Genomic DNA, 14133 nt, shown 5'->3' with positions numbered 1-14133 from the left:
ATTTTCAATAAACTTATATCATTAACTACTTACTTCTGCTTCAGCTACCTTTTTGACTCGGTCTAAAAATTCAACGACCACTTTATCGGTGGCAAATAATAAAAGTAATTTCAAAAACCACTTTAATGGGCGACTGGTGACTGTATATGTAAAGGAAGTTCTATTATCATTGATTTTATTTAGTTCGTATAAAGCTGTAATATCAAACATTTTTGCAAGTATGAAGCCTACTTTAAGCTTTTTCTCATTTGTCTCATTCAAATATTCCAATGTTTCTATATCATACTCTTCTGTTCGTTTTCCTTCTCTATATTTTTGGCGATATACGCTTCCAACCACTTCTTCCGTTATTTTAACCGGCTTTTGTTCAACTACTTGAGGCATGATTTTTTGCATATTTTCTACAGAACCATCAAGAAATTTCCAAACGTGTTCAATTGGAGCGTTTATTTCTATTTCTCTTGTCCATTTTTTCAATGTAAATCACCTCTACCTATATTATATTTCCTTTATTATGTAAAACCAACTTTTCAACTGATAAATCGGTAAATAATTCGAGTTGCATTTTTTTACCCAAAGGAGGTTTTAAACAACACTTTTTTTGAATTTAAATGCCTTTTTGTAAAAAAATTACTTTATTAAGACTCTCTTTTTTAGTGTTATTCTTGTATAATAAACCAAACGGTTACTTTTTCAGGAGAATCCTATGAATTTTATTTATATTAATCAAAACATATTAGATAATCTCTTTTATATCTTGGTAAGTATTTTGATTTATTACATTTTATTAGATCATGGCAAAAGGTTAAGTCAATATGGCAAGACCCTTATCACTGCATGCATGAGCATTCCTATTATATTATGTATGAAGTTTCCTATTTATATCGATGAATATTGTGTCCATGATCTCCGGCAAATCCCTTTTATAATAGGAACCCTTTATGGTGGCTGGCCTGTAGGGGCTGCCCTGTTAGTCATCATATTAACTTTTAGGTTTGCTTTTTATGGTTTCAATATACTTACGTTAATTGTATATATCGTTATCTTTATTATATCGGCTCTATTTTCTTCCAAATTCAAAAATCTTAATAGAAAAAATAAGCTAAATAGCTCCATACTATTAATTTTGTTTCTAGGAATACTAACCAGCTTTATTTCACTCGCTATGTCTGATTATTTTCGAATAACGGAGGCGTATGTATTTTACTTTATTATCCTCCCACCTTTCATTATTGCTTTAGCTGTATATATCATGGAAATTTTAAAAGATGCCATTTTAATCCGGACACAAATGATAAGGCTTGAAAAAATGGAGGTAGTCAGTCAGCTTGCAGCAAGCATTTCACATGAAGTTAGAAATCCTTTAACGGTTGTGAAAGGATTTGTTCAACTGCTAAAGACTCCTGATCTAACTCAGGAAGTAAAAGAACAATATATAGAGCATGTTGTTAGGGAGCTTAATAGTGCAGAATCCATTATTAGTGAATACTTAGCATTTGCAAAACCTGCACTTGAGAAAGTGGATCCTATTTCAATTAACCGTGAAATAGGATATGTAATTGAAATGATAAAACCATTGGCTAGCATGAATTTAGTTACTATATCTGAACAGTTGGCTCCAGGGATTACCCGGGGGAATATTCAACATTTCAAGCAATGCTTCCTAAATCTCATTAAAAATGGTATAGAGGCAATGCCAAACGGCGGGGAACTTAGTATTGTTTCCTATGTAAATAATTTCGACATCATTATCGAAATAAGTGACAATGGAGTGGGAATGAACAAAGAACAAATAAATCGTTTTGGCGAGCCTTATTACAGTTCCAAAGAAAAAGGGACTGGGTTGGGATCAATGGTAGCTGTTAAGACCATCCAAACGATGAATGGTACACTTCATATAAATAGCCTTTTGAATAAGGGAACAACGATTTCAATAACACTTCCCGTTTATCCAGAAGATTATTCTGCAAAATAATAAAAAAGTCCGCCATTTACGGCGGACTTTTAGTTTGTAGACAAAAAGGGTTTTATTTAAATTTAAAACCAAAGTTGATTGGAACGGAAGGTGCGAGACTCCTGCGGGAAAAGCGTGTCCAAGGGAGACCCCGCAGGCGCAAAGGCGCCGAGGAGGCTCCCGGACCGCCCGCGGAAAGCGAGTGCCTGTAGTGGAAATCAACGGTCAAATTGTACAAACCTTTATAAAGCTGTAGACAAACTTGATTTTCAATAGAGTGCTGTTAAATTTATTTTTTCTGGTCAAGGCATTGATAAACCGCCATCATGTCTCGTTTGTTCAATTCACGAATCCGGGCGAAAATCGGAATATCGGCAACGGCTTCGGTACGTTCTCCTTCTGTTACAGCATCACTTACTTTCCCTGTCAGCCAGGTCTGTACGTCGATGCCCTCGACGATTTCTTTACGCCCTTCATCATCGATTCCACTGGCATGACAACTCACACAAGGGATGGTTAATTTATATACACCGTCATGGATGTTATCTTCTGAAATGACTTTCTTGCCATTACAGAATGGGCATTTATGACTTGCTTTAATTTTATTGATTTGGGTAACGATTTTTTTGTAGCCAAATGCTTCATAGACATAGGTTAGTTTTTTGTATTTGCCATTGGTGAAATATTTATCAATAATGGTTTCTCTTGTTTCGTTAATATTGGCAAAGTCACAGATGGTGATCTGATTTTTGCTGCTGATTGCTTCGATATTGCCATTAATGCTGCCCCAGAATGGTTGGGTATTTTGTAAAACCACTTCATAGCCGACAAAGCTTGCCAGTTCCAGTTCAAGCATTTTCAACGCCGCTTTTGTTTCCCGCGGAAGGAATGAGACATCATCAGTAAGTGCGATATTGCCGCCCACAATCGCTTTTAGTTTTTCCAGTTCCGGCAGCTTCCCTACAATTTTGATGACTTGATCAATCGGCTGTTGGATGATCTCACGAATATCCGTATCACCAAATGTCAGTTTTTTATGATGGTTCAGGACCGTTCCTTGACAGACAGGACAGGCGATCATCTCTTTTGTTTCTTTCATCTGCTCTTTAATGATTGATTTCGATACGAAGATATAACGCCCAATGATGAAATTGAATCCTTCCCAAATTCGCGACGCCTTGCCCGCTTTATCGTAAAAGGACTTTTCCCAATACCCATATAAGAAGGTGTGCTTTTCGGCATCTGTCATCTCATTATAGCTTTTACTAATGTCGTGACCGAGTTCATTCTTGATCTCATCAAACAGGAATTGCAGCTTTGAATGTTGATAATATTTTAAAACTTCCATCACGTCTGGATGTAATAAGCCATCCCAGAATGGTACGTTTTTATCTTGAATGACTACATCAATGTCAAATTTTTCAATGACCCGACGCCCCGAACAGCTCGGACAATGATTTTCTGCAGAATAGAAATCGAAGCTTCTTGTATCCTTATTGGTCGGATGTGCAGCCACTATATGGTTGATCATTCCGCCCAATTCATAAAGAAACGTATATTGACTGTATAAGTGCCGTTCAAGGTCGATGGCGATTACAGGTGCAATCGTGTCTGACTCGTACTCCCCATAAATCACACGAGCGATTGGTGATAAGCTTTTTAAAATGCCGCCCTTGTAGACGTTCTCTGCCTTTTTGAAATAGTCCAGGTGGTTTTCCTGTAAATAATTGATGCCATTTTTTGACCGCAGTGTGGAAGAGATATGCAATGGCTCCACTTGATCGTCACTGTTTTTGTTACGACAATAATCATCATGACTGACAACGTCAAGATGCTGGACAGGCGTTAGCTGTCTTTTACCAAAATCAACGATATAATCCGAGCTTTCCAGCATATAGGCATTATGTTCAATCATGATGATGGAGACCGATTCATCCTCTAGAATGACTCTGACACTATCAATGAATTGGTTTAAAATATTTTGCGATAACCCTTTTGAAGGCTCGTCAAAAATGAACAGCGTATGCGGGTTCCTAGTCTTCGCAAACAGCTCGGAAACTAAGTGGACACATTGAAATTCACCCGTCGATAGTGTTTGTGTTTTTCTTTCTAACGTCAAATAACCAAGCCCAAGTTTGATCAATAAGCTCAAGCGTTTATGAGCGATGTCTTCAGATGGCAATTCTTCGATGATATCTTCGATTGAACGCTGAAAAATATCATCAATTTCATCACTGTACTTGGTTAGTTTCTTTTTAATATCAAGAAACGTCGCAACGGTTGAACGACTGGTAATCGATTTGTTTCGGTCCTGCCCGACCATGACCAGCTTATCCTTTGGATACCGCTTCTGAAAATCTTTAGAGATACATTCATTGACTAGTGTAGATTTACCACAACCTGACTCACCCGTAAAGGTAACGAGTCTATTCTTGGGAATGCGGATTTCTTCCATTTGAATATTACGGCAGTAAAGATCCTGAAATTGATAGTATTCAGTAGGCATTGCTTCATTTCGTTCCCAGCTGATTGGTTTGGGACGTGGTGATTCCTCAACAATTTTCCCGCCATATTTCCCGCTGCCAGGTCCAAAGAACAATTGTTCATTTGTGCTATCTAACACCGTGTCTGAGTGATCAATGAGCCAAATTTGATTCTTATATCCTAATTGCTTAATCTGTTCCAAAATTTTCAAAAGTGTTTGATGATCAAGACCGACGGAGATCTCATCAATGATGATCACGGTATTTTCACTTGTTGCCATGAATTCGGCCAAATAAAGCCGGGTTAATTCTCCCCCTGACACTGTCCCCATAATACGATTCAAGCCTAAATACCCAATATTCATATTGATTATATTTTGGAGAATATGCTGTTTAGCTTCACTAATATGTAAGGTCTCTGAGAGTGAAAGGATCGTTTCGATGCTTAAGTTGTTGATATCGGAAATAGTATGCGGGCGATCTAATAATTCAATGGTATATTGCTCGACTTCTGAATTGTAGCGCTTCCCCTCACACTTTGAACATTCGACATTTTTCGTCGTACCGCGTCCTTTACAAGTGGGGCACCAGCCTAAGGCATTATTAAAAGAAAAAACTTCCGGAGAAAGATTGAATTTTTCTGCAAGACAAACACGAATCTCTTTAAACACACCAGTATGTGTGCCAATGGTCGAACGAGGATTGGCTGAAATGGATGATTTGCCGAGAAAAAGGACCAGCGGCATTTCCTCCATCTTGATGGCACTGAAGTTGGTTTCCATAATATTAGGAAATAAATACTGATATTCAGACTTGGGCAATAAGGAAACGAGACGCTTCTTGGATTCTTCCCCAATGGTTTGACAAAAAGTCGTTTTTCCGGAACCGGATAACCCAGCAATTCCTAATGATTGATCGTCTGGTAGTGATGAATCTAAATGGTTTATATTGTTCGCTATTAATCGATTTATTTTCATATGTAACTCCTCTCCATTTTGTTAAGCTCAGTCTTTCATATTAGCACAGCGACAAATGTATTTGGTATTTTTTTAACGGTAGCCCCATCCTTCTATTCTTTCACATTCCAAGGCTCCAAAAACGTATGATTCATCGACAAAAATCGTGGACTTAGGATAGGGTTTTTTCCCATAATCAATAAGATGATTAGAGCCTTCTTGTAGATTATTAAAGCCCCTCTCGATTAAGAGAAGGGCTTTCTTTACTAAGTACGTTTATTTTGTATTGGACTTTTTCGCCTTGTTTTCAAGCTCGCTTTTGGGCTCAGTCGAGAATTCGACGTCTTTTCCATGTCCCTGCGGGTTAACACTTGGTGCAATTTGGCCTCTTCCTGCTGACTTTTTACTCACTTCCTTCACCTCCAAGATTATTATGTCCGAACAGTTGTAAATTAAAATGGATGTCGTTTCTTTCTGTGAAGGTCTCCCTGCAATCAAGAACTTATAAAGATTACCCCAATAAAAAACCTGCATAGAACTAAAGTCTATACAGGCTTCAAAAAGCTGTTTTCCATATTTGAGGCCCTCTTTGTCAATCTATGGTCAGAAGTAAACGATCCGTTGCATCGTTTAAGAAAGGACTGGGTTCGCCAACCGTATAAATCTGTAAGTCATGCATTGCCCGGGTACATGCGGTGTAGAACAATCTTCGCAAGCTCTCATCACCGTATGTTTGCACAGATGCATCATAAATGATGACAGCATCAAATTCGATGCCCTTGGCCAAATAAGCCGGAATAACAACAACACCCTGTTCATATTCATTTGTGCCTTTCTGTACGAGTTTAAATTTACCGTGGACACTAAGGGCGTCGTATGCAGCGGCACTTTCGGCAGCAGATTTACATATGATTGCGATGGTATTATACGCACGACTTTGAAACTCTTTGACTTTAGACACGATTTTGTGGTGCAATTCATCACGGCTAGACACTTGAGTCAGTACAGGCTTCTCACCTTCACGGTCGAATGCCTTAATTCGATGGCCTTCAGGAATTAGTTCACGTGTAAATTCTATAATCTGCTTTGTGGATCTGTAGCTTTGATCCAAGGTTATACTCTCGGTTTCACCTATTCCGTATAAACTGGTAAGAGTCTGGAAATCCACCCGTTCGCTGGCATGAGCAAATATTGCCTGGTTAAAGTCACCGAGCACGGTCATCCTTGCAGATGGAAATAACCTTTTCAAAAACTCGAATTGAAATGGAGAGTAATCTTGTGCTTCGTCTACAAGCACGTATTTGATAGAAGAATTCGTCTGAAATCCTTGAATTAGCTCCTTCAGCAGCAAAAATGGAGTCGCGTCTTCGTAATACAGTTTACCTTCGTCCAGCATTTTTTGCGTTGATACGCATATTTCCCTTTCAGCAAGTGTTTTCCCCTCATTCCACAGTTCGATCCGTATTTGTTCGTCAAAAAGTTGCTTGTATATTCCTTTAATATTGATAAAATGAAGTGCTTTTATCCGTTTGCGTAACGTCTTCAATTTCTTACGAACAATCATACGCGCGAGCATTTTATTCTCTTTCTCATAATCGTCAAAGGAATCTTCATTAAGGCCGCGTTTTTTCTCTAAGTAGGTGTATACCTTTTGATAGTCTTCTTTACTAAGATACTCGATTTCTTCCTCGACCCAAGGTTTTTTCAATTCAAGCTTTTCCGTTTCATCAAGTAAATCACATAACCACTCTTTCAACTTTTCAATCCTATTGTGAAATCTTAGTGTGGTGTCTGTGTTATAAAATCTTTCTGAGATTTGTTTGGCGGAGACGAGCGTTTCCCCTCTGAACTTCAACCCTTTAAAGAGCATTCCAGAAAGTTCTAGTGATTGTCTGTATGTTTTGATTATCTCAAAGAAGCGAATGGATGCCTTAAATCGGATACTCGCTGTCCTAGTGCTATAGGAAGGATCATCCGCTGCAGTCAACAAAAATTCTAATTGCTCATAAGGATCCTCAACTTGAAACGAGTCAGTCAGACGATGATCCAGGTATTCCTGGAATGTTACCTGCTGCATGTTCTCTTCGCCAAGTTCGGGTAACACATTTGATACGTAGTTATTAAACATTGAGTTAGGAGAGAATAGAATGATTTGATCGGCTTTTAGCCTATCTCGATTCTTGTAGAGCAAGTAAGCGATCCGTTGGAGGGCAGCTGATGTCTTGCCACTGCCAGCGGCACCTTGAACAATGAGCAGTCGTCCGCGATCGTTCCGGATGATTCTATTTTGCTCCCGTTGAATGGTGGCCACAATACTGTGCATATGCTTATCCGTCCCCTTACCAAGCACCTGCTGCAGTATCTCATCTCCAATGGTGAGACTCGTATCGAACATTGATTCGATAACGCCTCCCTTGATGATATATTGCCACTTTTTCTCCAGCATCCCCCGAATTACGCCTCCAGGAGTAGAGTATTCTATGGGACCGGGAGGATAGTCATAATAAACACTCGAAATCGGAGCCCTCCAATCGTAGACAATGAAGTTTTCTCCTGTTGTATCAGTAAGAGTGGAGGTCCCAATATAAATATGTTCCGTAAGGGAAGACCCTTCTTCAGTAATATCAATCCGGCCGAAATAAGGTACCTCCTGCATGCGGTGCAGTGTTGACAACCTCTTGTAGGAATATCTATGTGCGCCTTCGCTTTGTGACAAGTCTTGAGCTTGCTGCCTTAAGCCAATGATGGTCTCGAGGTAATCATCGAAAGTATCTATATTAACCTTGAGGTCATCCCAAAAGTGTTTACGGATATTAACAACTTCTTTTCTGCGCTGTGAAGTTTCTCCTTCTATTTTGCTGATTTGATTCGCAATTGTTTCTATCACCTCATCCAAACGTTCTTGCTCCTGCCGAATTTCATTATTCATATCAGACACTCCTTCAAAAAATAAAAATTGGGGTTGACTAGAGGTGAGTTTTACCTTATACTTATATTAAGGGGCAAACTGTTTTTATATATTTATAAATGTGTTTCTATACTAATTTATCACAATTTCTGAATGATATCAATGTATATTTCACAACAGTTGCCATAATAAATCGTCGTTTTAAACTTTAATTTAACATGTACAGTAACCAGTTAAGCCCGTAGCTTGACTGGTTATTTTTATGACTAATTACATATTTGAAAGCTTCGTTGCTTCGCCGGTCACTGATTTCATGGTAGCGGCGACACCAACGGCGACTCGTAGTATCCCATGACATAACGGCAGATCTTATTCCACCCATACCGATAATTCCTAATACTTTATAAAACGTGTGCTTCTTTGAAATCCTTAAATAAAGGCTTGCCAGATGGATTTATAGTGCTCTTGGATAGAGTAATTGAAGAGAGACAAAGGATTATTGGACCTTTTCATATGGGTACACGATAATAAAGGTAATTAAAAAATAATTAAGTTGTTTAAAATATAAAAAAGTTCTTTAATAGTAGAGTGCCATCACTAAAAATACGGGGGCGGCTTTTACCGAATCGTTTCCGTTCATGATTTGGCATATTGAAATTGTAGGAGGAATTTATAATGAAACAATATAAAACATGTCAGAGTTGTGGAATGCCGCTTTCTAAAGATGAATTAGGTGGAGGAACTGAAAAAGATGGTAGTAAAAGCACTAAATATTGTAGTCATTGTTATATAAATGGTGAATTCACTCAAGATATTACTGCGATAGAAATGCAAAAATTTGTTCAAAATCATATGATGGAAAATATGAAGATGCCTAAATTTATTGCTAAGCTCTTTACTAGAGGAATCCCAAAGTTAGAGCGATGGAATTAATCAACCATTAGAAAACGAATGAACTTTTTTCATTCAAAAGTGATTGGGACGGGTGTGCGAAAATAGCACGTCCAAGGGAGACCCCCGCGAAAAGCGAGTGCCTGGAGTGGAAATCAATTTACCCGAGTTTGTCTACAGTCTGAAGCCCTCCTTTATAGAGAGGGCTTGTTTGTTTTGCAGGGTGAGTAAAATACTTAATAATCCGTTATTAAAAAATGGATAGCCCAACATAAGGCTATCCAGCGTCATTCATTCTACTATTCTTTCATGCCTTCTAACAAATCACTTTACCCTTACGCCAGTTTTGATCAAGGTAGGTGGAATTTCTCCCTGTAATCCGGCGACAAGGTTGGTTGCGGCCAGCATCGCCATTTTCAAGCGGGTTTCAGATGTTGCGGAACCGATATGAGGCAAGGTAACGACATTCTTCATGGAAAGCAATGGATTGTCTTCGTTGACGGGCTCTTGTACGAAGACATCCAGTCCTGCCGCGTATATTTCCCCGGTTGCCAGCGCATGGACCAAGGCATCTTCATCAACTGTTTTCCCTCTTGAGCAATTGATGAAAATGGCGCTCTCTTTCATGAGCTTGAATTCTTTTTCCCCCATCATATTTTCAGTTTGGGGAGTAAGAGGTGTCATTAAGCAGACAAAGTCAGACTGCTTTAACAGATCTTCCATTGAACAGTATGTTGCCCCATACTTTTGCTCTGCTTCCTCATTTCTAGATCTGTTGTGATATAAGATGTTCATATCGAATCCAAAACGAGCCCTTTTTGTAACGGCAGATCCTATTCCACCCATACCGATAATTCCTAATACTTTATGATGGACGTCCACCCCAAACCATTTTTCTCCGATCGTAGATGTCCATTGCCCTGACTTAACCAATTGATCCAACTCAGGCATTCTTCTCGCTGTAGATAATATCAAGCCCATAATCGTATCTGCGACTGTCTCATTTAATACCTCAGGAGTGTTCGTAGCCATAATTCCTCGATTTGACAACTCTGTTACATCAAAATTGTCGTAACCAACTGAGGCATTACAGACGATTTTTAATTGCGGTGCCTGATCGAGTAAACTTTTATCCACTTTTAATCCTGAACCTAATATACCTTGTGCGCTCTTCAGCTCTTGAAGAAATTCAGAGTAATTTAGTGAGTCAAGACCTTCAAAATATACGACATCACAAGTCCTTTGAATATATTCCAACACTTCTGGCTCCACTTTCTTATAGACGATTACTTTCGGTTTCATCATTGATACCTCACTTCCAATAAAGTAGGACCCCCTCGGGATCAAATCGCGACAGAAGCCATTTGTTGTTTAATAACCTCTACCTATAATCTACCATTATTTCAGACAAAGGTAATAGCTAATTGAACTGCGGACCAAACCGCTAATATTGAAGCTAAAGTAAGAACAATATTTTCGAACCAATTATTTTTATATGCTCCCATCAAGCTTTTTTTATTTGATAGCACTAGCATTCCAATTGCGATGATTGGAAAACCGATTATGTTTAATGCACTTACGCCAATCGTCAATGTAATGAAACCAGGCATGCCGGGAATTGACCAAATAAGCGGCGTAACTAATACAAAAATCATAATCCATTTATACATTGGATCTTTTTCATATTTACCATTGTACTTTTCGCGCCGATCCTTACTTATTACGTAAAAGGCATCTACAATCAATCTTGGAAAACCAGTTGACTTCCCTACTATACTTGCGAATAATACGCCAAATACACCAAGATAAAAAATGTACCAGCCAAGTTGTCCTAACGACATTTGCAATGCCATTGCCAAGTCATCAATCGTTTCCACATGAATTCCATTCGGTTTTAAAATTTCTGCACCAACAACCCAAATGGCCAAATTTATAACAATGCAAACACCGATGGCAAACAGTAAATCATTTCTTTGAACTTTTACGTGACTCGGTTTCGTCCAACCCTTTTCCCTCATGAAATATGGATGAACAAAGTTCGATATAGATCCTGCCACTGCTCCGATAATTGAAATCGCCACCAATAATGCTCCATGGACGCCAGTATCACTTGGAATGCTAAAACCAACTGTCCCTTTAATAATTTCTCCCACATCCGGAGTTGCTTGAATGGCCAGGTACAAGAAGACAATTGTCAATACTGCCAAAAGCAATTTCATTACACTTTCAATTCTGGTATAAATATTTCTGCCTATAAGCATAAATACTAATGCCACAACTACCATTGAAGCTATGAATGACTGATTAACATGAAATAGGGTCGATAATACCTCTCCCGCTCCCTTAATCATATACGCATTAAAAAGATGACCCATGATTAATGCATAACCAAACATGAAGTAACCGAAAAATGGGTGGATACGTCCATATCCTTCAAGGATAGTTAGCCCCTCTGAGTTGCAAAGCTGGAACCGGGCAATAATATTAACGATAAGAAAACGAAGTATTAATGACAGAGCTAAAATCCACATTAAACTATATCCATAATCTGCACCGGCAACAGAAGAAGTCACCAGATCCCCGGCTCCAAGCCACGTTAACACGGCAAGAATTCCTGGACCATAGGCAGTTTTAAACTTTGTGATGAAATTTGGTTTCTTACTTTCGACCTCAGAAACAATCACAGTAGATTCAGCAAGATTTGATTGATTTTTCAAGTTATTCACTCCATTCCAAAGTGTATGTATTCGCTTTCATTTCTCGAGCAAAATACTTTGATAGCTCTAGACTACCGATATTGAAATTTATTAAGAAACTTTCTGACAATAGAATTCCTGTATCCACATAAAGTTTGTGCTGCAGTATGTTGTCATGCTTCATGTTGAAGTGAATCGGCTCTTAAAAAAGCTCTCCTCCCATTTGATTGAATCTTTCGAATATTTACATTGAAATTGTAAGACAAATTAAAATGTAAGTCAATAATATTTTTTATACGTATTTTTAATATCCTTTCGTAAAAAAACCTTTTTACCCTTCGTACTTGATGACAATTCAAGAGAATTGGAGTTTGTGCGGATTAGAAAAGACAGGATTCGTTACTATATGGATAAGGGATTAGTACAGCGTGCGAATAGATTAATGCCATCGGCGGATAATATAAGCGAAGGAGTGAAATACATGCCACAAGATAATAACAATGATCCATTTAATAATGCCGGAAACCTTGATAGAGACTCCACTAATAATAATGATGACAACGATACAATCGACAGACCTGTAATGATTGATGATAGTTTGAACCCCGGATTTCAAAGAGAAGAACGCCCTGGGCCTAATGGTAATATCCTAACAATAGAGGGAGTTGCAAATATTAAAGAACGTTTTCCTTCGGACCATGAGAGACTTATGAGCAGAATCAATCTTGGTGATGGACTTATAAATCGAGAAAATACACATACTGGACGGTTTGAAAGATAAAAAAGATGTCTGTCTTATTGAATTAAATTGGGTTAGTGGAAGATAAACCGCGAGAAAAAAGCTAAAGACCTGTATAGCAACTAGAACATGGATCGATTTCATTAAAACTAAACTAGAAGGCAGCAAAAACGATCAATGATATGTTGGAAATACAAAAGACCGCCAATTCGGCGGTCTTCCTCTTATTGATTTAATTATTCCTTCCCTTTCACCCTGTAATGGACCTCCATCCATCCTAAACTGCCTGAGTGCTTACCATTTTGTAAAGCAGCAATCTTAATAAAAAGAGACCTCTTTTTAAAGGTCTCTTAGAATTTCCTTATTTTTCACAAGCGATCAAGTCTTTGTCACGATCGCTTTTTTTATTGGCATCATATAGCGCCTTTGAAACGTGAGGTTTGTATTTCGTTTTTCCTCCTTTATTTTTAACGGAAGATGTACGAGCTACGCCTCCTTTATAGTCTTTATTCAATGCTGTACAGTTTTTATACGTCTTCACCTTTGTTTTGGCACCGGCAACATCATTCGCGCCAAACGAGAGACCCAAAACTAGTCCAAAAGATAGTAAAATAGCAAATATTCGTTTCAAAATATGTACTCCCTTTCCTAAAAATTAACTTTTTACTAATCATAATATATCATTCCACTTTTTACAATAACTATATTTCCATATTTAGAGTTTTCTTAAATAAAACCTGCTCTCACTTGATCTACGCCTAAGAAAAGACCACCAATTCGGCGGTCTTCCTCTCTCTGTTTTTAATCTCCCCTTCCTTTCACCCTGTAATGAACCTCACCAGGTTCTTTGCAAAAAGTGATTCCGCTTCCCGGTTCGTAATAAAAGGTTTTTTTGCCTAAAGAGCGTTCATGGAAGGTGGTGTGCAGATAGGATGCTTGGTCCCTTTTGAAGGCGAGCTGATTTTTGCTTAAGGACACAGGAAGGCAATGTCCATAGTTTGTGTGGACCAGGGTTTCTTTTTCGTTCATTTCCTCAAGGTCACTGATGTGGATGTAGGAAAACCAGACCCCTCCGCTTTTTCGGAATGAACGTGAGGAGAACCAGACCATTCCAAGCTGGGCGTTTAGGCAAACTGGCAGCCTGTATTTTCCGCCAAGCACCGATTTGGCCCCTGCAAGCCCGCCATCAAGATCCAATCCAAAATAATTTAGCGTATGATTGAGGATTTCTTGGCGCGGTTGTGCAACAAGAAATGTGTTTTCTCCTTCCACCACCATCGTCATCTCTACACCATTTGAATCGTAACGCTCCATCATTGCCACGGTTTCCATATTCATTAAATAGTTTTTTCGTATGATCATTCCATTCACTCCCCCATTTTCTATTTAATTAATAGGACTGAACATACAGTCAGGTATACGCCCGCTTCCAGCCCTTAGGTGACTTTCTCCCTATGGATTTTTCTATTTTTCGTTCACATTTTTCTCACCTCCTATAAGTGCAAA

The 14133-nt window shown here is 38.5% G+C and carries 11 protein-coding genes; 3 read left to right on the top strand and 8 right to left on the bottom strand.

Annotation, left to right across the window (positions count from 1 at the left end):
* Positions 1-21 precede the first annotated feature (21 nt).
* Positions 22-477 (bottom strand): SRPBCC family protein, encoded by a 456-nt coding sequence (locus ACQKMH_RS00910; RefSeq protein ID WP_427585662.1) that lies wholly within the window; start codon positions 475-477, stop codon positions 22-24.
* A 229-nt stretch (positions 478-706) separates the two neighbouring features.
* Between ACQKMH_RS00910 and ACQKMH_RS00905 the strand changes: the two genes are divergently transcribed.
* On the top strand, positions 707-1975 hold the full coding sequence (locus tag ACQKMH_RS00905; protein ID WP_427585661.1) for an ATP-binding protein: 1269 nt from the start codon (positions 707-709) through the stop codon (positions 1973-1975).
* A gap of 268 nt (positions 1976-2243) precedes the next feature.
* Here the strand turns inward: ACQKMH_RS00905 and ACQKMH_RS00900 are convergent, their stop codons facing one another.
* From ACQKMH_RS00900 to helD, 3 genes are all read right to left on the bottom strand, one after another.
* Positions 2244-5414, bottom strand: a complete 3171-nt coding sequence (locus tag ACQKMH_RS00900; protein ID WP_427585660.1) for an ATP-binding cassette domain-containing protein — start codon at positions 5412-5414, stop codon at positions 2244-2246.
* Positions 5415-5669: 255 nt separating this feature from the next.
* Positions 5670-5804, bottom strand: a complete 135-nt coding sequence (gene sspL, locus ACQKMH_RS00895) for a small, acid-soluble spore protein L (RefSeq protein WP_427585659.1) — start codon at positions 5802-5804, stop codon at positions 5670-5672.
* Positions 5805-5985: 181 nt separating this feature from the next.
* Positions 5986-8322, bottom strand: coding sequence for an RNA polymerase recycling motor HelD (helD, locus tag ACQKMH_RS00890; protein WP_427585658.1), 2337 nt, complete (start codon positions 8320-8322; stop codon positions 5986-5988).
* A 654-nt stretch (positions 8323-8976) separates the two neighbouring features.
* Here helD and ACQKMH_RS00885 point away from each other — a divergent pair.
* Positions 8977-9234, top strand: a complete 258-nt coding sequence (locus ACQKMH_RS00885) for a zinc ribbon domain-containing protein (protein ID WP_427585657.1) — start codon at positions 8977-8979, stop codon at positions 9232-9234.
* 282 nt (positions 9235-9516) lie between these two features.
* On the opposite strand, the gene ACQKMH_RS00880 is transcribed toward ACQKMH_RS00885, so the two are convergent.
* Positions 9517-10494, bottom strand: coding sequence for a 2-hydroxyacid dehydrogenase (locus ACQKMH_RS00880; protein ID WP_427587469.1), 978 nt, complete (start codon positions 10492-10494; stop codon positions 9517-9519).
* Positions 10495-10595: 101 nt separating this feature from the next.
* The gene (locus ACQKMH_RS00875; protein WP_427585656.1) at positions 10596-11909 is read right to left on the bottom strand and encodes an Nramp family divalent metal transporter; all 1314 of its coding nucleotides are present in this window, start codon (positions 11907-11909) and stop codon (positions 10596-10598) included.
* A 385-nt stretch (positions 11910-12294) separates the two neighbouring features.
* Between ACQKMH_RS00875 and ACQKMH_RS00870 the strand changes: the two genes are divergently transcribed.
* The gene (locus ACQKMH_RS00870) at positions 12295-12669 is read left to right on the top strand and encodes a hypothetical protein (RefSeq protein ID WP_427585655.1); all 375 of its coding nucleotides are present in this window, start codon (positions 12295-12297) and stop codon (positions 12667-12669) included.
* 319 nt (positions 12670-12988) lie between these two features.
* Here ACQKMH_RS00870 and ACQKMH_RS00865 read toward each other — a convergent pair whose 3' ends face one another.
* Positions 12989-13258, bottom strand: coding sequence for an excalibur calcium-binding domain-containing protein (locus ACQKMH_RS00865; RefSeq protein WP_230137119.1), 270 nt, complete (start codon positions 13256-13258; stop codon positions 12989-12991).
* A gap of 170 nt (positions 13259-13428) precedes the next feature.
* Entirely contained in the window at positions 13429-13989 is a 561-nt protein-coding gene (locus tag ACQKMH_RS00860; RefSeq protein WP_427585654.1) for a competence protein ComK, read from the bottom strand.
* Positions 13990-14133: the final 144 nt, after the last annotated feature.

It is taken from the genome of Peribacillus sp. NPDC097895 (genome assembly GCF_050277555.1).
Classification (GTDB): Bacteria; Bacillota; Bacilli; order Bacillales; family DSM-1321; genus Peribacillus.
Note: the sequence above shows the minus strand (reverse complement) of the source record. Positions and strands in the feature narration are given on the sequence as shown.